Source organism: Providencia sp. PROV210 (genome assembly GCF_028479445.1).
Lineage (GTDB): Bacteria > Pseudomonadota > Gammaproteobacteria > Enterobacterales > Enterobacteriaceae > Providencia > Providencia rustigianii.
On sequence record NZ_JAMPNQ010000004.1, the window covers coordinates 19,098 to 40,250 of the forward strand.

At 41.1% G+C, this 21,153-nt stretch carries 20 protein-coding genes; 8 read left to right on the plus strand and 12 right to left on the minus strand.

Going from position 1 to position 21,153, the window contains the following annotated elements; all coding sequences use genetic code 11:
- Positions 1-138: 138 nt before the first annotated feature.
- The gene (locus PR761_RS03195; protein WP_006812958.1) at positions 139-1,089 is read left to right on the plus strand and encodes an SGNH/GDSL hydrolase family protein; all 951 of its coding nucleotides are present in this window, start codon (positions 139-141) and stop codon (positions 1,087-1,089) included.
- Between the two features lie 372 nt (positions 1,090-1,461).
- On the plus strand, positions 1,462-1,752 hold the full coding sequence (locus PR761_RS03200) for a VF530 family DNA-binding protein (protein WP_006812960.1): 291 nt from the start codon (positions 1,462-1,464) through the stop codon (positions 1,750-1,752).
- Between the two features lie 39 nt (positions 1,753-1,791).
- Here the strand turns inward: PR761_RS03200 and PR761_RS03205 are convergent, their stop codons facing one another.
- Both PR761_RS03205 and PR761_RS03210 read right to left on the minus strand, forming a co-directional pair.
- The gene (locus PR761_RS03205) at positions 1,792-2,274 is read right to left on the minus strand and encodes a DUF523 domain-containing protein (RefSeq protein ID WP_154611126.1); all 483 of its coding nucleotides are present in this window, start codon (positions 2,272-2,274) and stop codon (positions 1,792-1,794) included.
- A 1-nt stretch (position 2,275) separates the two neighbouring features.
- The gene (locus PR761_RS03210) at positions 2,276-2,821 is read right to left on the minus strand and encodes an AAA family ATPase (protein ID WP_006812962.1); all 546 of its coding nucleotides are present in this window, start codon (positions 2,819-2,821) and stop codon (positions 2,276-2,278) included.
- A gap of 192 nt (positions 2,822-3,013) precedes the next feature.
- Here PR761_RS03210 and PR761_RS03215 point away from each other — a divergent pair, with 192 nt between their 5' ends.
- From PR761_RS03215 to PR761_RS03230, 4 genes are all read left to right on the plus strand, one after another.
- Entirely contained in the window at positions 3,014-3,457 is a 444-nt protein-coding gene (locus PR761_RS03215; protein WP_230083598.1) for a GNAT family N-acetyltransferase, read from the plus strand.
- A complete protein-coding gene (locus tag PR761_RS03220) occupies positions 3,454-3,876 on the plus strand; it encodes a MerR family transcriptional regulator (protein ID WP_006812964.1) in 423 nt (140 codons plus the stop codon). Before PR761_RS03215 ends, PR761_RS03220 begins: the two co-directional genes overlap by 4 nt.
- 91 nt (positions 3,877-3,967) lie before the next feature.
- Complete coding sequence (locus tag PR761_RS03225; protein ID WP_112836792.1) at positions 3,968-5,146, plus strand: MFS transporter; 1,179 nt, start codon at positions 3,968-3,970, stop codon at positions 5,144-5,146.
- Between the two features lie 315 nt (positions 5,147-5,461).
- Positions 5,462-6,556 carry a porin gene (locus PR761_RS03230; protein WP_006812966.1) on the plus strand — a complete coding sequence of 365 codons (1,095 nt, stop codon included), beginning with the start codon at positions 5,462-5,464 and terminating at the stop codon, positions 6,554-6,556.
- A gap of 56 nt (positions 6,557-6,612) precedes the next feature.
- On the opposite strand, the gene gss is transcribed toward PR761_RS03230, so the two are convergent.
- Together gss and PR761_RS03240 are read right to left on the minus strand one after the other, a co-directional pair.
- Entirely contained in the window at positions 6,613-8,505 is a 1,893-nt protein-coding gene (gene gss, locus PR761_RS03235) for a bifunctional glutathionylspermidine amidase/synthase (RefSeq protein ID WP_006812967.1), read from the minus strand.
- A 165-nt stretch (positions 8,506-8,670) separates the two neighbouring features.
- Entirely contained in the window at positions 8,671-8,934 is a 264-nt protein-coding gene (locus tag PR761_RS03240) for a DUF3811 domain-containing protein (RefSeq protein ID WP_006812968.1), read from the minus strand.
- Positions 8,935-9,078: 144 nt separating this feature from the next.
- Between PR761_RS03240 and mnmH the strand changes: the two genes are divergently transcribed.
- Positions 9,079-10,176, plus strand: coding sequence for a tRNA 2-selenouridine(34) synthase MnmH (gene mnmH / locus PR761_RS03245; protein ID WP_126436840.1), 1,098 nt, complete (start codon positions 9,079-9,081; stop codon positions 10,174-10,176).
- Positions 10,177-10,229: 53 nt separating this feature from the next.
- Here the strand turns inward: mnmH and PR761_RS03250 are convergent, their stop codons facing one another.
- From PR761_RS03250 to PR761_RS03265, 4 genes are all read right to left on the minus strand, one after another.
- Complete coding sequence (locus PR761_RS03250; protein WP_195848296.1) at positions 10,230-10,877, minus strand: LysE family transporter; 648 nt, start codon at positions 10,875-10,877, stop codon at positions 10,230-10,232.
- Positions 10,878-10,963: 86 nt separating this feature from the next.
- Positions 10,964-11,431, minus strand: a complete 468-nt coding sequence (locus PR761_RS03255; protein ID WP_112837548.1) for a YaiI/YqxD family protein — start codon at positions 11,429-11,431, stop codon at positions 10,964-10,966.
- 114 nt (positions 11,432-11,545) lie between these two features.
- Complete coding sequence (locus tag PR761_RS03260; RefSeq protein WP_006812972.1) at positions 11,546-12,571, minus strand: threonine aldolase family protein; 1,026 nt, start codon at positions 12,569-12,571, stop codon at positions 11,546-11,548.
- 149 nt (positions 12,572-12,720) lie between these two features.
- Positions 12,721-13,599, minus strand: coding sequence for an EamA family transporter (locus PR761_RS03265; RefSeq protein WP_039854045.1), 879 nt, complete (start codon positions 13,597-13,599; stop codon positions 12,721-12,723).
- An 84-nt stretch (positions 13,600-13,683) separates the two neighbouring features.
- Between PR761_RS03265 and PR761_RS03270 the strand changes: the two genes are divergently transcribed.
- On the plus strand, positions 13,684-14,169 hold the full coding sequence (locus PR761_RS03270) for a MarR family winged helix-turn-helix transcriptional regulator (protein WP_112836786.1): 486 nt from the start codon (positions 13,684-13,686) through the stop codon (positions 14,167-14,169).
- A 31-nt stretch (positions 14,170-14,200) separates the two neighbouring features.
- Here the strand turns inward: PR761_RS03270 and PR761_RS03275 are convergent, their stop codons facing one another.
- The 4 genes from PR761_RS03275 to PR761_RS03290 all read right to left on the minus strand — a co-directional run bounded on the left by PR761_RS03275 (position 14,201) and on the right by PR761_RS03290 (position 21,139).
- Positions 14,201-16,255, minus strand: a complete 2,055-nt coding sequence (locus PR761_RS03275; RefSeq protein WP_154611125.1) for an SWIM zinc finger family protein — start codon at positions 16,253-16,255, stop codon at positions 14,201-14,203.
- Complete coding sequence (locus tag PR761_RS03280; protein ID WP_006812976.1) at positions 16,252-17,415, minus strand: VWA domain-containing protein; 1,164 nt, start codon at positions 17,413-17,415, stop codon at positions 16,252-16,254. Before PR761_RS03280 ends, PR761_RS03275 begins: the two co-directional genes overlap by 4 nt.
- Entirely contained in the window at positions 17,408-19,966 is a 2,559-nt protein-coding gene (locus PR761_RS03285) for a DUF5682 family protein (protein ID WP_272519333.1), read from the minus strand. The genes PR761_RS03280 and PR761_RS03285 overlap by 8 nt, the downstream gene beginning before the upstream one ends.
- A 63-nt stretch (positions 19,967-20,029) precedes the next feature.
- On the minus strand, positions 20,030-21,139 hold the full coding sequence (locus tag PR761_RS03290) for an ATP-binding protein (RefSeq protein WP_006812978.1): 1,110 nt from the start codon (positions 21,137-21,139) through the stop codon (positions 20,030-20,032).
- Between the last annotated feature and the right edge of the window lie 14 nt (positions 21,140-21,153).

A 21,153-nucleotide genomic window follows, 5' to 3' on the forward strand; every position in this document is an offset into this window, starting at 1 on the left:
ATTTATTGATTCATTCTAACTCTTTCTTCAGGAGTCTTCCAAGTCCCTTTAACTGGTTAGAATATCATCATTTTTTTAAAGAAGTAGGGAGGATATATATATAGGATCTTCTGCAATATTTAAAATAAGGTAAATGATATGAAGTTATATATAGATAGCATAAATAGCAGCCACTGCAATGATAATAGATATCTGTTATTAAAAAAATGCATAGAAAAAAATAGAGTGAGTAATATAAAAATAGATAATATAACTTCAATAAAAAATACAAATGAGAAATTAAATAACTTTGATAAACTGATTGTTCTAGGTGATAGCCTTTCAGATTCAGGAAATATTTTTAAAAGATTCAAAAGGATTTTCCCCTCAGCAATTCAATATTATAAAGGCCGATTCACCAATGGATTCACTTGGGTTGACCACTTAAGCAAACCCAATTTACTCTTTAATAAATGTGTGAATTTATCTTATGGTGGTGCTGTCGCAGGGAACTATAAGCTTAAAGAGGGATTTGCCTGCCATTTTTTGTCAAGTATTAAAAAACAGTTAAAAAAGGTAAAAACAACGAAAAACGATTTAGCGATAATGATGGCAGGTGCAAATGATTATATGACATACAAGAAAGATGATGTGGATAGGGTGATAAAAGCACAAAAATCCAATATGACTAAATTAATAAAAAAAGGCACTAAAAATATTATTATTGCTGGAATACCTGATATCTCACATACGCCATCAGCTAAAAGCAAAACTAACGAACAACGAGCGAGGTTAACCTCCTTAAGTATGGAGCATAATGAAAAAGTTCGTAGCTTAGTTAATGAGATGAGTTCTAAAAATAAAGATATTAAAATTCACTTTTTCGATACCAACAAAATCTTTGAATCAGTTATTGAAAAAGCCAAAGAATTACCCGGATATGTAATCGATAAGAGCTATTACAGCGGAAGTTATGTCGAATTAAATAAAATAGATGAAATGGTCTCTGATCATAAGCATATATTTAATGATAGAGTTCACCCATCAGAAGAGGTCCATGCCATTCTTGCTTATGAGTTTGAAAATTTCATAAAGGAAAAGTTTTTATAATTTGTAATAGCATAGCCATGGATGGCTTGAAAGTTAAAAAGCAAGGTACTAAAAGCACCTTAGATAAAAGTATAAAAAATACCCAGAAAAGCGATAAACAAACCAACACGATTAACCAGCCAGAACGCTGGATTTCTTCATTTTATACTTTAGTTCGCATAATGCATATTATGTTAAATGACATTCATGGTTATATCTGCCTTTGTTAGTTATGCGGTTTAACGTCATTCCCTACTATTTAGCCGTTATTCTTGTATAGATGAAATGCTCTCGCAAAATCTAGAGGCTGTGAGTATTGATTGCCACTAACCTTCATTTCTTGTAATCTTCGCAGGCTTTAAAAACATAAGATAATGACACAGGATAATAATAATGAGCGAGCATACTTCCAAAGACCCATTGCATGGAATCACACTTGAAATGCAAGTGACTGCATTGGTCAATCGATATGGCTGGCCAAAATTAGGTCGTATCATCAAAATCAATTGCTTCACCAAAGATCCAAGTATCAAATCGAGCTTAAAGTTTCTTCGCAGAACACCATGGGCACGAGCTGAAGTTGAAGCTCTCTATCTTGATATGTTAGAAGAGAGTTCAATTGATGAAACTGATTTATCCCCTACTTCACCATGGGGAAATCACCACAATAAAAACGAAAGCTAACGGTGCGTGATTTCAAGATAGAGATATTGTTGGCGATGACTATTTAACCCATTCGACTAACTCATCAATCTGTGAGTGAGAAAACATAGAAATCCCTGATTGGGATAATAATGTTGTTGCGACCCCCATACCTAGAACTGTCTTGCCATTAAATGTTCCATCATAAATATGATTAACGCCACAAGTGGGACTCCCATCGGTTAAAAGTGCAGCAACACAACCTTCCTCTTCAGCCCGTTGCAAAGCAAGCCATGCTGCCAACTGATAATGTGAAGTCACATCAGTTCCCGTACTTTCAAGCATCTTAGCGTTACCTTGCATCACCTCATAACCAGTCGCTGAAATAATTTCTACAGGTAAGCGTGGAGTTGGTAACCCAGCGGCCAACTCAGGACAAAATATCACTAAACGCTGCTCTTCCTGCCAACGTAATAAAACTGTTTGTAAATGCGCTTTTGCTGTTCCGTTGTAGCGAACGTTATGTCCCATTAGGCAAGCACTAACGAGAATCTTTTTCTTCATTCTATTGGCTCATGTTCGAAAGAATAAAATTAACTCGCTCATCAACAGACAAACAAGGTATCTCAATCAATTTATAATTGTATTGCTCATATATAGAAACCATCGCATGGTAAGTCATCACTGAATCTTCAAAGGTCTGTTTTCTTTCCACATCCTGAACATAGATTTCTTTCCATGGCGGTGCTATAAATACTGTTTTTTGATATTCAAATATGCGAATTGCTCGGTCTAAATGCTTGGGTACTGCTATTTCACATAATTGTAAATAGCCTGCAATATCAGGCAATCCACGATCAAAAAAGCTTAACCCATTATTATTGTTCGCTAAATGCCATGAGCGAATTTCCCAGCATAGCATCATTTCAGCAAACGCTTGTTTATCTAGCCATGGCAATGCACTGCCTCCAATACGTACCTGATCCTGAATAATTGCCCTACCAGACTCAGGTAAACAGTCATATTTTTGGGCAATCAATCCCTCAATGATTGCACTTTTGCCAGCCCCTGGACCGCCTGTAATAATGACTCGTTGTTGGATATCTGACACTTAATTTCCTCAATATTTTGTTATCTTGGTTGCTGTAATAAATGACCTTTTCCACGCCCTTTCTCAACAAAGTTTACTGACAGATTAGTTAAGCATTGAAACTTTAAATAAGTCATCAATCAAACATTTATTTCAAGATACTTACCCAATAAAATGTTATTACTGTATTCAGTCATTTTTAAAATGTAACTAATGGAGAATAAAAAGAAATTTATGTTGATTCGTCTTGCAGCTACAAATGATATTGCACCATTAATCCATATTGATAGCTATGCCAAATTTGATAATACTCGTGAACAACAAATTGAAAGTTGGGTTAAAAATGGGAGTTGCTATATTGCTGAAAAAAAGGGTGAGGTGTTAGGATATGGCGTATTACATTATCATTTCTTTGGTTGTGGTTTTATCAAGATGATCATGGTTGATGAACAGTTTCGTCACCAAGGTATTGGCTTAGCATTATTGGATGCCCTCAAGGTAAACTGCCATCATTCTAAGTTGTTTACCTCTACCAATCAATCCAATCTGTTGATGCAAAAATTGCTCTTGAGGTCAGGTTTTATCCCGAGTGGGATAATTCATAATCTTGATAAGAATGACCCTGAACTCATTTTTTATACTGGTAAAACTTTATGAAAACTCTATCCATTACTCGAGTCTCTGAGCTTACGGGACTGACGACAGCAACGATCCGTTTTTATGAGAGTAAGGGATTAATTGCTCCGATTGGTCGAAAAGGGCTCACTCGAATTTATGCCCAAGAAGTCCTCACTCAACTCTCATTAATTATTTTGGCAAAACAAGCACAATTTTCATTAGATGATATAGTCGAAATGTTAAATAATTTTCCAGAAAAAGGCATCGAACGCCCTGTCCTTCGAGTTAAAATAGATGAAATCGAACAGAAAATTCAAGAATTACAAAAGCTAAAAGAAGGGTTACTCCATGTAGAGCAATGTTCAGCTGAAAACCATTTACAGTGCCCTAAATTTCAGAAAATTTTGTCGATTAGTTTAAAAAAAAACATGACAAAACTACTCAAAAATCCCTCTTGACTTAAAGTTAACTTGAAGTTGTATCATCCGGCATATTGAATCCAATTCCATTAGATGAATTATTTATCTCAATGAACAATAAGGAATTTTTATGCCACGTTCCGTTCTTTGGCTAGCTGCGGCTTTAGCTTTATTTACGACAGGAAATTCTCTTGTACTGTCTGTTGCTGTTTTAGTTGGCTCCCAACTCACGGATGACCCAGCCTATGCCACGCTTCCCCTATTAACTCAATATGTTGGATTAATTGCAGCATCAGTACCTATCGCTCATTTTATGATGCGGTTTGGTCGGCGCGCCGGGTTTATTCTCGGTGATATCGGCGGATTCGCCGGAGCCCTGCTAGCCATAGCAGGAATTTATACGCAAAATTTATTTATTTTTTCTATTGGAACATTTTTCACAGGTACCGCAATCGGAATCGCGAAGCAATACCGATTTGCAGCATTAGAAGAAGCCCCATCCGCCTTAAGAGCTAAAGCTATTGGTCTGGTAATGAGCGGAGGAATTGTTGCAGTCTTAATTGGCCCATCACTGGCGATCTCAACACGAACAATCGTCTCTAATTATCCATTTATTGGTACATTTGGTGCTTTATCCATTATTTATATTCTTGCATTTATTCTGTTGTTATTCTTACCATTAAAACCCAACCCAATCAAAACAACCAGCATAACACCTTCAATAAATCGCACGTATCGACAGCTTTATTCTCAGCCACTATTACGGTTGATTGCTGTCGTGAGTGCGATCGGCTATGCCTTAGTTGTCTATATGGTCGGGACATTCTCATTAGCGATGAAAGCTCAAGGATTTGATTTTGCTGCCATTGCATTTGTGTTCCAATGCCACATATTAGGCATGTTTGCCCCTTCATTTTTTACAGGGCAACTTATCAGCCATTTTGGCGTAAAAACCTTCGTTTGGATGGGCGCAATTTGCTTAGTTATTGCCAATATTGTTGGGTTAACAGGAACTAGCTACGCACATTTTCTCATCACGATGACATTAGTTGGATTGGCTTGGAACTTTATTTTAATTACTACAACCCATTTATTGCCTCAGACTTATCAAGAAAATGAAAAAGCAAAAATTCAAGGTGCGACAGATTTTCTAATTTTCAGTTTTGGTGCTATTGGAAGCTTAATTGCAGGATTCGCATTCTATTTGATGGGATGGCATTCAGTAAATATATTTGGATTAGTCGTGGGTGCTAGCGTGATTATTATTATGATATGGCTACGTAATAGCTTAAGTACACAGCATTCCTGATAATGCATTAACTCAATTAAATGGCAGTAATTATTTTTCACCTATTTATTACGGCCATTTAACGTTCTAATTTTCACACTACGATTCCTTTAACACAATGATCCCCTCGACCCATTCTTCTCCTATTCGCAAAACATGGTCTTCTAGATATATATTGCGAGTAATCGGTGTTAATTCAGCGCAATCAACTTATTGAATAGTTCTCATTCAATTATAAATTGCTAAAGTTAGTCACTTTCATTGATAATATCTGCGCTTTATTTCCTATGCATACACAAAATCAACTGACTTACTCGTGATTTAAAGGGTTTTTATATGAAATACAATAAATTAACAGTGCTTGTTACAACACTTATGGTCGCAGGGACAGCTAATGCGGTAGAAGTATATAACCAAAATGGTAATAAATTTGATGTTTATGGCCAAATTGATGTGCGCCACTATATTGCTGACTCAAAAAGTGGTGAAGATGGCGATGACTCACGTGTTCGCCTAGGCTTTCGTGGTGACACGCAAATTACCGATCAATTAATTGGTTATGGTCGTTTTGAGTGGGAAACACCAACAAATAAATCTGAAAGTGATAACGAAAACCAAAATCGTTTTGCGTATGCAGGGTTAAAATTCGGTGATTACGGCTCTCTGGATTATGGTCGTAACTATGGTGTGATTTACGATACTAACGCATGGACTGACGTACTACCGTTATGGGGTGCAGACACCATGGACCAAGAAGATAACTTTATGACGGGTCGTAACCGCAACTTACTGACTTACCGTAATAATAATGCATTTGGTTACGTTGATGGCTTAAGTTTTGCTTTGCAATACCAAGGCAAAAATGGCGATCAAAACCTCTCCTCTAGTGATGATGCGTTGACTAATAACGGCGATGGCTACGGTTTCTCTACAGCCTATGAATTAGGTTACGGCGTCACTTTAGGCGGTGGCTACACTAACTCAAATCGCACCCCAGCTCAAAAGAATCAATCTACAGGCGCAACCGGTAAACGAGCTGAGGCTTGGAACGTTGGCGGAAAGTTTGAGTGGGAATCACTATATTTAGCAGCAATGTATGGTCAAGCATTGAACACCACTCGTTTTGGTGGCGATGATGAAGAATCTGTCGCGAACAAGTCAGAAAACCTAGAAGTTGTAGCATTATATGAACTGGATTTTGGTTTGACCCCTTCAATTGGTTATAACCAATCTAAAGGCAAAAATCTGGGCGAATTCGGCAATAAATATTTAGTGAAATACCTTGCTGTTGGTGCGGCATATGAGTTTAACAACAATATGTCAGCAGTCATCGATTACAAAATTAATCTACTGAATAAAAACGAATTTACTCGCGAATATAATATCAATACCGATAACGTGTTGGGTCTAGGATTAGTTTACCAATTCTAATCATGGGTAAATAGAATAGGCGCTACCGTACAATTTTATCGATAGCGCCTATTTTTTTATTTAGATTGTTTTAAAAAATCTTCATCATCGAGTACCCATAACGGCTCGATATCGCTATCTTTTTTAATGACCAGAGATGGGTCTGAACGTAGACAAACGCCTCCATAATGTCCCCCGATCGTGAAAGTACAGACTTGAATATAACGACCTGAAACCTTAGGCAAGCACCACAGCTGCTGATAAACATTTTCTTGATAATTAAATTGCCCATCAGTTTCATCCAAAACTTCATCCAGATGGTCAACTAAACCAATATTATCCCCACAGCGCCCTGCTATTGGCTTAACGGCGTAACCTGTTTGGCGTAACTCATCATTGATTTCAAAATCAGTGTTCAATAAATACGGATGATGAGGAAACAATGACCAAAGGATAGGTAGAATAGCTTTATTTCCAGGTATCACCGTCCATAAAGGTTCAAACACACGAATTTCGGGACGTAATAATACATCAATTAACCGAACATCATTATGGTGAGGATGCCCTGTGCAGATAGGTAAAGCAGAAAAGGTAATGTCGCTTTCACTTTCTTGGCGCAATTGCTCAAGTACAGTTTCCCATGCCCATGTTTTCCACACGCATTCTAATACACGCCCTTCACCATCAACCACTTGCCCCGTTTCATTCCACTCTAATTCGTCTAAACCATGAATAATTTTATACTCAAATCCAGCGGCTTTAATGGATTGAGCCATAAATAAGGCATGGTAGTCTTCCTCACCATCATTATCTTGCATGATGTGAATAAACGGTTTTGCCGAAGTATGCTTCCAAGTATCCGTTAATATCTCGTTAAGACGTTCCCCTGGATTCCAACCCGTTTTTAATCCGCCAACCTGTGCCCATTTTTCGATAATTAACCCAGTCTCAGTATGGCAAGATGCAGAGTCTGCATTATATTCATAGACTTTCAGACCCCGTTCATCCATACAGAAATCAACCCTTCCTGTGACCATATCATGACGACGGTTTTGCCATGACAAACGTAAACGTGGCCATAAAATTTCAGGAATATTAAATAACTTCAATAAATTATCGTCTTTTAGTACTTTTTCTGTCGCGTGAAGATACATTAAGTGGACTTCATTGGTCGCTTGCATCAACTTATTTTCAGCGGTGCTTGAGATAGTAAAGTACTCATGGGGATCTGCATTCAGCCTATGTCCACGCTTATCTTTGACATAAGCATGCTCAATTGGGTTAGATTCATCTAACCATCCATAGTTAAAATTGATTTGGCTATCTAATTTAGAACCATGCAGCTGCATGAGCTGCGGATTGACATCTGGCTCAATATAGGCGAACTGGTCATTTTCTGTCTGGACCATCCACCCGAGAATGGTGGTATCCGTGAAAGTATCGATTACGGTATAAATACCATTATCAAACTGCAAGGGAAGTTCGCGGGTCCACTGTTGCCCCACGGGAAGTTTATGATGTAAGACATTTTGCTCAACAACACGGACTTTATCGTCAAAAACATGTGTAATAACCGCCACGTGACCCGTTTTTTGAAATTCCCCTCCTTCAGCCCAAATTAATAGACTTCCAGCAACTGGCTTAACTTGACTGCCATTTTTAAATGCCCGTAGAGGTAAAATGTCATCATCAACCACATGACGTAAAAATCTCAGAGAAAAAATCTCGTATGCCATTCCAACATCAGTAAATACAACACCATAATTGAGATACAGAAAGCGGCGTGCAAACTCAACACACTGCCACTTATATCCCATATATTCGTTACCAATATAGCTACGAAAGGATATGTCATCATGCTTATCAATATCTTCTATGGAACTGTAATCTGATGAGTAAATAGCGACCCCGCCTGGGGCATAGCCAAGTAAAGTACCAAAAGGTTCATGTTGCGAAGTAATGTTACTCATATTACAGCTCCACTGATATTAATTAAATTGCAATTATAAGACTGCTAATAATCAGTATACGCTCGTAATATTGAAAAAACCTCGGTTTTTCATAGACAAAAAAAAAGCACCTAAGTCATAGGTGCTTTATGGTGTTGAATTGATAAATTCAAAAGGCTACGTATTTTAACGGTGTCCCCGGGTATGGTTGTTTGATGACCAACTGAAAGTAGAGCTAGTGTCCACCACTCGATCTTTTTTCTTTTGAACTCGTAATTTTTTAGCTTCTTTTTCAACTTCAGCGGATATTTCGGTAATGATTTGCTTTTTAACTTTGTTCTCTTCGCTATTACTTAATTCACGTCCAAGACTTTTACGCTCTTGCGCTAACCGCTGCCTCACTCGCATTCGTTGAGACTCGGTCATTTCTTGTAGTGTTAGAATTTTCATATCATTACTCCCTACGCAGGTTGAAGTCCTGTATTAATATAGCACGCTGATATTTTTTAGTCCTGCACTAGGTGCCATCAATACTGTTTAGGAGTATAGTAGCCAATATCGAAATTAGAATTGATATGAATCACTTTATTTATTATGGAATTAGCATCATCCCCTCAAAATATTCGCCAACTCTTAATCTCTGACACGCCTATTATTGATGTCCGTGCTCCTATTGAATTTCAGCAAGGCTCTATGCCGTCAGCGTTGAATTTACCATTAATGAATGATGACGAACGTACCGCGGTCGGGATCTGCTATAAGCAGAAAGGCTCCGATAAAGCAGTAGCTTTAGGTCATCAATTGGTGTCTGGGGAATTACGTGAAAATCGAATAGCTGCATGGAAAGCCGCATGTCAGCAATCCCCTGAAGGGTACATCTGCTGTGCTCGTGGAGGAATGCGCTCCCATATTGTCCAACAATGGTTAAAAGATTGCGGTATCGAATACCCTTTAATTAGCGGTGGATACAAGACATTACGCCAAGCAGCAATTGATGCCATTAACGAATTATCCCAGCGCCCCGTCATTCTTATTGGTGGCTGCACGGGCAATGGGAAAACGTTATTAGTACAAAATTTAGATGATGGTATTGATCTAGAAGGAATCGCACATCATCGTGGCTCCTCTTTTGGGCGTACACTAGAAGCCCAATTTTCACAAGCCACCTTCGAAAATTATCTCGCTGTATCCATGCTAAAAAAAGCCCCTAACCATAACCGTTGGATACTTGAGGACGAAGGTCGCGCTATTGGCATCAATAGCCTACCAGAGCCTATGCGAGCAGCAATGGAAGCCGCCAATATCGCCGTCGTCGAAGATCCATTTGAATTACGTATGCAAAGGCTAAAAGAAGAGTATTTCAACCGAATGACTCATGATTTTATTGCAGCCTATGGGGAAGAAAAAGGTTGGGATGCCTATAGTGAATATCTGCATCATGGGTTATATGCCATTCGTAAACGTTTAGGTTCTCAGCGTGCCATAGAGCTAACAGTATTACTCGATAACGCATTGATTGAGCAACGAAAAACAGGTCATACGGAAGTTCATTTTTCATGGTTAAGCCCACTACTCCATGAATATTATGACCCGATGTACCGTTATCAACTGAGTAAAAAGCAGCAACGCATCGTCTTCAAGGGGACGTTTGAAGAAGTGACTGAATGGGTTAAGTCAACCGCAAATAGGTAAATACTCCATTATAAAAGGTGACAGCGTCACCTTTTACCTACCAAATAACAAAATCACTTTCTAAGTGCTAGCTCACTCACACCTTGGTAAATCAATTTAGAGGCTAATCCACCTAAGAGCAAACCGACTGCCTTCCCTACAACTTTATGGATCCGGGAATATGTCCGCCTAACGGAAGAAAGTGAAAAAGTTTGGCATAAAATAATCCGCCAAATTAGTGACGCCAACACAATTCCTAGCCAAATAACAATTTTAGTCCATAGCGGTGTCGAGGTAGAAATGGTGGTAGAAAAAATACTGACAAAAAACAGAACCGTTTGCGGATTGGATAAATCAGTGATTAATCCGCGACGAAAGTAAATTCCAGTAGGAAAAATTTCCGTTGCATTTTCAGTGGCTAAATTAAGTTGAGTTCTATTCCGAAAAATACTCACTGCATAATAAAGTAGATACAAGCCGCCTAAAATCTTAATCACTGAAAAGAGATACTCAAACTGGGTCATCAATGTCACCAACCCAAATAGCCCTAGTCCTGAATAAATAGCATCTCCCAGCACAACACCATATCCACATGTCAGCCCTGCTTTTTTCCCTGAGCTGAGGGTGGTTTGAACGACAGTAAATAAGTTAGCGCCAGGATTGAAAAAAGTGAGTACAAATAAAAACAGCGTAATGATAATGCTATGTAGAGGATCCATCATTGCCTCTCAAATCAGTCGATGATGTTTCCATTATAGACATTGAAAATGCTAAATTCCTGAATCAGTGTTCGTATTCAGATAAAAAATTAACCTTGTTGAGAAAGTGCTTTTCTACGCTGTAGTAACCATTTATCTAGCTCATTAGCAAACTGCTGACGATCCCGCTGGTTCATACTTGCAGGCCCTCCCGTTTGTACGCCACTTGCGCGCATGGTATCCATAAAATCACGGATAGTCAGGCGTTCACGGATTGTCGCTTCACTGTACCGCTCTCCACGAGGGTTCAAGGCAACCGCCCCCTTTTCCATGACTTCTGCTGCCAATGGAATATCCGCAGTAATAATCAAATCGCCAGCTTGAGCACGTAAAACAATTTCATTATCAGCAACATCAAACCCTGCTGGAACCTGTAAAGTTTTCAAAAAAATAGACGGTGGAACGGAAAGACGTTGGTTAGCGACAAAAGTAATTTGCACTTTATCCCTATCCGCGGCTCGATATAAAATTTCTTTAATCACTTTCGGACAAGCATCCGCATCAACCCAAATCACCATCATTTTCATTTAAACCTATTAAATTATTACTTTAGCGTATCATAACATGTTATCAGTAACTTAGGAGGTACAAACCTGAGTAAGCCCAAGGATTTGAGCTTACCGACAATACAATTAGCGCAGAGAATTGAACGTGCTGATAAAAGAATCGACATCTTGCTGAGTTGTTGACCATGAGGTGCACAAGCGTATGCAGGTTTTACCCGCTTCAGGGGCCGGCATGCTGCTTAACACATAATGAGCTAACAATTTAGTAGCTAGTTCGTCAGGCAGGATCACAAACACTTGGTTTGATTCAACGGGTGCGAGGAACTCAAAGCCTTGCTGAGTAAAGAAATCGGCTAAGTTATTCGCCATTTCATTAAGATGTTTACCCAGTTTAAAATAGAGGTCATCCGCAAATAACGCGTTAAACTGTGCTGCAAGTAACCATCCTTTTGCTTGCAATCCGCCCTTTTGCTTGATGCTAAAACGAAAATCTGATTTTAAGCTTGGGTTTAAAATAACTAAAACTTCCCCCGTTAATGCCCCAATTTTTGTTCCACCAATATAAAAAATATCGGTTAATTGCGCGATATCCTCAATGGTTAAGTCACTGGCATGGGACATCAAGCCAGAGGCTAAACGAGCGCCATCCATAAATAACAACAACCCATGCTGATCACAGACTTTACGTAGTGCTATTAGCTCTTCTTTACGGTAAACAGTGCCAATCTCAGTCGAGTTACTGATATATACCAATTTAGGTTGAACACAATGTTCATCGGTATGAGCGGCTAAAACCTGTTCAATCAATGCTGGAGTTAACTTACCTGACTCAGATTTAACCGTAAAAACCTTGTGTCCAGTGGCTTCAATTGCCCCTGTTTCATGCACTGCAATATGCCCTGAATCCACAGCAATTGCGGCTTGATGGGGTCTTAATACATGAGAAATCGCTGTTAAATTGGTGATCGTACCACCATTAAAAAAATGAATATCTGCATCCGGGCGCCCAATACGTTGTTTCAGTTGCTCAGCAACGCTGGCACATAACTCATCTGTGCCATACCCTTGAAAGCGCTTACCCGCTAAGCGATTTAACTCATCCATTACTGCTGGGTGCGCAATTTCATTATAATCATTGATAAAACTGTACATGGGGGCGACCTACCGTTAGCTAGTTGACTGTGTTCGAGATTCGAAATAAGCCAATAGTTATATTCGTATAGTATTCAATGTTCAATGATATTTTTTAGCAGATCGCACTTACTGATTAGCGTGTCGCCATAAAATGTCGGTTTTTCCCTTTAAGCAACTTGCTGGGCGATTTTTAATGCCAACTTGCGTTCCGTTCTTTGGCTTACCCACACACTGAGCAAAATCACTAACATGCCAATAAACTGTAAAGGGGTTAGCTGTTGCTCCAGCCACATCCATCCCAAAATAACCGCACTCATGGGACTGAGAAAACCTAATGATGCAACTGAACTGGGCCCGAGTATTGCCAACCCACGAAACCAGAGCGCATAAGTCAGTGCCCCGCCAATCAGTGTTAGATAACTTAATCCCACAAGATTGAGCATACTTAACGAAGGTAAGGCAGGTTCAAAAAATAGCGCAAAAGGCAATAAGACCAAACCCCCCGCAGTTAATTGCCACGATGTAAACGTCAAGGCTGACACGGGCGGCTGCCAGCGGCGACTTAATACCGTCCCTGCGGCCATGGATAACGCACCAAACAATCCTGCAATCACTCCGGTTAGATCCAATCTCGCACTTGGCGTTAGCAATAAGATAGCGACACCAAAGATCCCCGTAAATGCCGCCATAATTGAAATCCTGGATAGCTGGCTGTTAAGTAACCAACGACTCAAAAATAGCACAATCAGTGGCTGAACGGCTCCGACAGTAGCGGCAACCCCGCCAGGCAAGCGGTAAGCCGAAATAAACAATAGCCACCAAAACAGCGAAAAATTAAGAACACCAAGAATAATCACTCTCAACCACCAGATACCTTGGGGTAATTGACGGAGAAAGAGCAACAGTAATAAACCGGCGGGTAATGCACGTAATACCGCTAAAGTCAGCGGCATACCAGCGGGTAACATTTCTGTGGTAATCAAATAGGTACTTCCCCAAACAATGGGGGCTAGTGCTGTTAGAAACAAAACCCAATATCTATTCATCATTAAACTCAGCTTGATTTATCTTGAGGTCAAGATAAATTCAAACAATCTTGACGTCAAGATAATTTATTGTATGATTCGCCTATGGATAGAATCGATAAAATCACTCAACAATGGGAACGTGAACGCCCAGACCTTGATATTAGTGCCATGGGGCTAATTGGTCGCTTAGGTAACGTTGCTCATCACCTGACCCGAGAAATGGAGAAGGTTTTTACGCAATTTGGTCTGAACCGATCAAGTTTCGACGTACTTGCGACTCTACGTCGTGCGGGATCTCCTTATACGCTGACCCCCAGTGAGTTGCTGGCAACCTTAATGGTGACTTCAGGCACCATGACCAACCGGATTGATCAACTGGAAAAAGCCGGTTATGTCACTAGGCACACCAACCCTGATGATGGACGTGGCTTTCTGGTAAGTTTAACGCCTGAAGGGTTAGATTTGATAGATAGCATGGTAACAGCACACACACAAAATCAAGCTCGTTTAGTCGCTGCACTGTCTGAAGAAGAGCAGCAGGCTCTTAACCAGTTACTTCGTGGTTTTTTAGCCTCATTAGAATCCTAAGCAATAGGGGAACTCCATTTCCCCTTTTCGCTTAGTTATTTAATTCAAAAGGTAACATTTTTTGTGAGCGTTCAAATTGGTCACACAGATACACTAATTGCAGCAGACTTTCTGGCGTTTGGTTATCTATTTGCAGATAGTTATCCAGCAACTTAGCAAACCATAGCATACCGAGATCTTGCAAAGTTCGGACAACATCGCTGAGCTCATCCGATTGGTTCTCTGACAACCGTTGTCTTCCAGTACAACCTTGGGTCTCTAGTACTGAAAAAATAGGGCGCGTTATTTGCTGAGCTAAGGTGGGTTCAGGTGCAAATGCCAGATTATCACGCTGCTTTTTAGCCATATATTCCGCAATCGTTGTCATAAACTGAGAAGCCTGTTTCTTACGCGGAATAGCGTCAAAATCAAGATAAAACAGTTCAATTCCCTGCTCTTTCTTCAACCATAATGTTTTTGGTATTAATTGGAGATATTGCTGATTTTCATTAGCTTGTAGCGAAATAGCCTGGATATCCCAGCCTTTTTGGGTGATAAACCGTAGCTCCTCAATTTGATTATTTTCACTTCCTTGCCAATTTAAGCGCAAAAATACTCGGTTTTGGTGGATATCACAAACAGGCCAAATCACACACTGCTCAATTTCGTTCCATTGCAAAGGTTCATAGCTCGCGATGTGCAGCACAATGGGTTCAAATTGCACCTCTTCACTCAGATTAGACAAATATTCCGCAGCAACTTGCCAATCAGTAAAACCCAACTGACTTTTTAAGGATTGATAATCATCAAATGAGATAAGTTTATCGCGACTTATTGCGTAGCTTTCACCACTTGCTGAGAGCTTTCCTTCATCCGATATCCGAGGGGCATGCAACTCAAATCGTCCACGCATCAAATTATCCGCAGTCTGCTTCCAAATCGCTAAGGTTTGCCACACATTACGGCGATTAAATGTGGTATCAAGAGAATTGGCTCTTGCTTGGGAACATTGCACCACATTGTTCTCTTGATGATCCCAAAAACTCAATGTTGCCCCAATCGCACCGCTCTGAGTCTGCCACCACTGCGCAGCGATAGGCATCAACGACAAAATATCTGTCTTCGTATCATAATGACGTCGACCAAAAGCCCGTAGCGTTGCTATCTGGGATTCATTGGCATGGGCTAACTGATACACATAGGCGCTAATTTGTGCAATAAACCGCAGAACTTGACCTTCATCCATCGTGAAATGGCGCTGAGCTAATAACTTAGCTTGATGGCTTAACCGCTTCAAATAATTAGCCAATCTCGGTAATCCTTCGGCACGAGCGGACATATTCAGCAGATGTAATTGTGCTGCACTACTTTGGCTGATATGGGATAAACCTTGGCGCAGCATATCGTGAATAAAACGCTGTATGGTCTCAAGCACCTTATGTTCATCATCGCTAAGTTTCTGCTGATGGGGATTGACTTGAATAAGATCTTCAGGCCAATTCCATGGCTGATGGTATTGAATAAACAGCTTAGCAATGACCGCCAAATGCAGGGCTTTTTGCTGCTTTTCAGGCAGTGAGGACAATATCCCTTGAAAGCCGTTACCACGAATATAAATAATCGGTTCTTCGTATTGTGGAATAAAGATTTTCAGTTGGTTGGACTGATCGTCAAGAATCAAGCTCCGATCTTGCCAATCCTGTACGATCTTCACGGCTAATCGGCAATCAGGTTTACTATTCTGCTTAATCAGTGCCTGTGGATCTAAGCTGAGTAGCTCAGGTAATAGAGGCTCTAGCTCGATAGAACCTGAGGATTCAAGCTCCACGTCTGCACTTTGCTCATGATTATGGCTTTGTACCCACAAAACGGCAGCAAGAATATGCTTACAGCAACCTGTCGCTGAACAGTCACAACGAGACTTTTGGATTCCTTGAGGATCTAAAGTGACCTGTTGACCATCACTAATAAAAGTTCCATCCGCTAAACTTTCGGGATCTACCTTGTTATTTTCCAGATCTTTGCGTGCTCGACGCAGCAAACCTACGTTAGCAAATACCGCTAATGCATCATCGTCATAATGTAAATAGAGGTTTTTCCAACTCATTGCATCACCTCTGCCAACCAATGGGCGAAATGCTCTGGGGTTAATGCCGCCACATTCATGCCTCGATCCGCCAGCTTTTGGGCAATTTCAGTATCATAGACCGGTAAGGCTTCATCATCTAGCGCGGCCAATCCGAGCAGTTTAACTTGTTGGCTATTCAAGCGCTCAGTGCAACTAAGCAGATTATTCAGCGCCCCACCTTCTTCAAAATCACTGATAAGGGAAATCACCGTTCGTTTAGGATTGCGGATCAGGCTTTCACAATAATTCATCGCCTTGGCAATATCCGTTCCGCCACCAAGTTGTACGGTCATCAAAACCTCCACTGGGTCATGGGCTAGATGAGAGAGGTCAACGACTTGGGTATCAAATACCACGAGAGAAACCCGTACCGTTGGCAATGCAGCTAAAATACTGGCACACACTGCCGCATACATTATCGAACTGGCCATTGAGCCACTTTGGTCCACACACAGAATAACATCCCACGGCAAGTGCTGTTGTTGCCGAGAATTAAAATAAGGCGTTTTGATGACTAATCGCTGATGTTGAAGATCATAGTTCTTTAAGTTGGCGGCAATGGTTGCTCGCCAATCGAAATTACGGCTATTGGGAATTAATGAACGCCTAAAGCGATTGCGCCTGCCGGTTAGCGCCTGCCGAAATTGGTTGCGCATTTGGCTCAAAATATCATCCACAACTTTACGAATAATATTCTTTACCGCATCGCGAGTTTCCTCACTCATTTTTCCACGTAAGCTAAGCAAGGATTTTGCCAGTGCTTTGGTCGGCTCCATGGCATTCAGGGCTTGAGGATTTTTCAATAAGCTACTGATTTCATAACGTTCTAAAGCCTGTGTTTGCATTCTTTCAAAGGTACTATTGGGAAAAAGTTTACGGGCTTGATTTAACCAATTCACTGCGGTCAGTTGAGAAGCATCTAACGATCCGTGGCGTCCATTTTCTTGGCGTAACCCACGACGCTGGTATTCACGGCGATATAAAAAATCTAATGAGCGTTCGATTTTAAGCTCATTTCCATTAAATGTAGCCTGCCCCAATGCATTATCGGCATATTGCCCCAAGATCAAACGCCAACGTTTTGCCAGCTGGATCTGTTCTTCGGTTAATTTGAGTTCTTCCGGTTGCGGGTTATCCATGGGATGGCTCCTCACTGTGTGACTTAAACCAGCCAGTTAATCCTTGGTCAGCAAGTTGTTGTTGAATTTTTTGTTCTAATTCCATGGCTTGTAGAAGCTGCTGTTGATTAAATTGAGCTTGATGCAACGTGAGGTCGTGGGTCTCGATGGACAGTTTCTGAGCGACTACCCGAGCCATATTGGCATTTTGTTTTGGTGTGAGCTGACTGAATGCAAAACGCAGATCTGGCAGAACTTGAATAAAGCGATTGTCATCCCACTGGCTTAATAGCTGGTTCAGCAACTCGATTAGCAAGGGTAAACGTACCACTAATTCTGGCGCTGTACGCATGATCCCAATAAAGTAACCGATGGCGAGTTCCGGATCGCTCCCCAAACTGAATGTGCGTTCAATCTCTTTTGTGAGTACAGACTCGTCGATCTTTCCTCCCAGATAGCGGATCGCATCCACTGCCCCTTTAATTAATGGCGCATGATTAAGCTGTCCGTCTAAGCGATCGAGCTGTGCATAAAATTCAGTGGAATAGTCACTGTGTGGGTTGATTTCAGGAATGAAGGTGATGAGCTCTCGACATGAAAGTAGCGCATTAAAATCGTGCTCTTGTCGTTGTTCATCTCCTTGGCTAATCTGATCAAGGCAATAAAATGCTTGTTGCAGCACCTTATCGAGACGCTGGCGTATCCCACTATCCTGCTCAATATCAAAGACACTGCGACCACGCCATAAATGCACTAATTTATGGCCACACGCCACCAATGATTCAAACTTGGCATCTTGCTGAATATAGCTATCAAGCAAGTTAAACAGTGTCGGAATACGCTGATGCAACCCAATCAATGCCGCTTGCATCAATAAGGTCACGGCACTTTGGCTTGAACGACTGACACCTTGCTCCTCTAACTGTTTCTCCATTTGTAAAATCTTATTCAATGCAATGGATTTCAGCTGAGTTCCTTTCTCGGATAACGCAATTAGCTCCCCTTCCACATTGGGTGTCCACGCGTACTGCCACTCTTCAAACAATAAATCCATCTGATTACCCGATAAAAAATTGGGTCCTGCAATTAATTTTGCAAAATGGATCTCTAGAAATGCTAAAAGATGTAGAAAACGGCTACGTAGACGATGTTGCTTATTGCGGTAGACATCTAAACGACTGACTTTGGCTAACGTATCATCCAGTTTAAAACGAAAGGCTTTTGCAATGTCATAAGTTTCCGAAACTAATGGTGGCGTGATAGTGCCTTTGGGGATCTGCCCTAAGGTAAAACCAGAAAAACAGGTTTTTATCTCATGCCATAATTCATTTTGACTTTCATCTAAACTGCCTTTGATAAATGCACTTTGTAGCCCATCCAAAAGGTCATAGCGGCCTGGCCCCGTGTGTCCACGAAAAGCCGCTAATCTTAAGCTCTGTTCTGCGGCCAATTTAACCGATAAAAATCCCGGCGCGGCATCAAATTGTTTTTCTCTCAGGGATTCAGCCACTTTAGACAAAAATCCAATGCCTTGTTGATGACGATAAATGGCTGTAGGGATCATTTTTTGTTGCAGTTGGTCAGCACGTTGCTGTAGTAAGCCTTCCCAGACTTGCTGATAAAATGCAGGTGACGGCATCCCCGATGCATAGCCATTTAGTGCATCAAGACGGTCATAACTGTAGCGGATCAGCCAAGCGCTATCCTGCTCTGCCATTTTTTGCTGTTGGGTAAATTGTTTTTGCTGTACTGGTGTCAGTGCAAAGTGATGCTCAATGGACGGAGCTAATCCTTCAATTAATGCAAGGGTATGAAATCCCCCCGTCACTACCACAATTTTTGCGTTCGGCTCTTGGGATTTAATGGTTTGGATATGGGCTTGCATATGGGATTCACGTTGGGTCGACCCCTCAGAATCAAGAACTTCAGGCTCATAATCTAAACGAGCCAAAGCACACCAAATAAAACTGTCACGGAAAAATCCTGCCCAATTGGCAACGGACTCTAATGGGCGTAATTCGAATAAATGTTCCCATAACTCATCGTGATCTCGACAACCACATTTTTTAGCTAACTGGGCAATAAACAAGCTATGCGCAAGATAACGCTCTCGTTGTAAACTCTGATTTTGATTGTCTATTTTGTGGTCGAGAGCAATTTGTGCAGCCCAAGGTAAATCAATAAATCGAAGTTTTGCATTGTGCTGGTTACCAGCCTGTAAAGCCTGCCATTCTGGGGAGTATTCACAAAAGGGGAAGTATGCAGATTTAGTGACAGCGTCACTTTCACCTTGGTCAATATCCGCTATTTTTAGCTCCGTCTGCCCCATTATGGCGATCGGTGGACGAGTCTCGCCATCCAATAGGCCGACAATCAGTGAATTAAAACTATCCGGACCTTCAACTAACACATAATCAGGCTGAACCTGCTCAATTAAGGTCAATACGCTATACGCACACGCTGGGCTATGATGGCGAACAGGTGCAAAATAGATATTTTGAGACTCAAGGGATTGCCACTGATTGAGTGCTTGTTGTAGCCGTTCGGGTAAAGTGATGGATGACAAACTCACGGATTTACTCTCTTATTGAAAAGAAATGACCAAGCGACCTTGGCCATTTCTGAGTGACTAACGTTATTGCCAAAACTCTCGCGAGGCTTCAAAAAAGGCTTTCCATTCAGGGCTCTGTTTGGCTCTTTCTCGTGCAACGTTATCAATGTAATAACGCATCCGTTTGATGTCATCCGCGTTATCTTTGAGCACCACCCCAATTAATTGACGAGCCACCGCGCCTGCACTTAATGTCCCATCCCCCAAATAGTGGGCTTCTAGCGCACAAGCATAGGCAATATTGACGGCTTCCGCGGTGGACATCACTGCATCAGGGGTTTTAATGCTTCCCCCATCTTTAGTATTTCCCGAACGTAATTCTTGGAATGTAGTGACTAATAATTCAATGACATTATTCGGAACGGTTACCTCTCCATCCAACTCCCCTAATTCTGCCGCTAATTGCTTATTAATCAGCTCAATTTCAAATGCAGGGTCTTGAATCGGTTTTACAGTTTCAAAATTAAAACGACGCTTCAGTGCTGATGACATTTCATGAACACCACGGTCACGTAAGTTCGCCGTACCAATCAGATTGAATCCAGATTTAGCACTGATCCGCGCATTATCTTTCATTTCTGGGATCATCATTTGCTTTTCTGACATCATGCTCACCAACACATCTTGAATTTCCGGTGGGCAACGGGTGATCTCTTCAAAACGGACAATTTTGCCCTCTTTCATCCCTTGATACAGTGGCGAACTCACCAAGGCTTTTTCTGTCGGACCTTCTGCAAGCAATAACGCATAGTTCCACGAATACTTAATATGGTCTTCCGTTGTTCCCGCTGTTCCTTGAATGGTTAACCCAGAATCCCCGCTAATTGCCGCGGCCAATAACTCAGATAACATGGATTTTGCCGTACCCGGCTCTCCCACTAACATGAGGCCTTGTTTACCGAGTAAAGTCACTATCGCTCTATCTACCAGCGCATCATCTCCGAAAAACTTCGGTGTAATTTGCAGTGACTCATCCCCTAAAATAAATTGCCTAACCGCTCTCGGTGAACGTAGCCATCCTTGTGGTTTCGGGTTAGCTTTATCCGCTTGTGTTAATCGTTCAAGTTCATCCGCGAAGCGCACCTCTGCGCTTTCGCGCAGAACACTTCCGTCTGATTTTTTTGCTTTCGCCATGTCTGTTTCCTAAA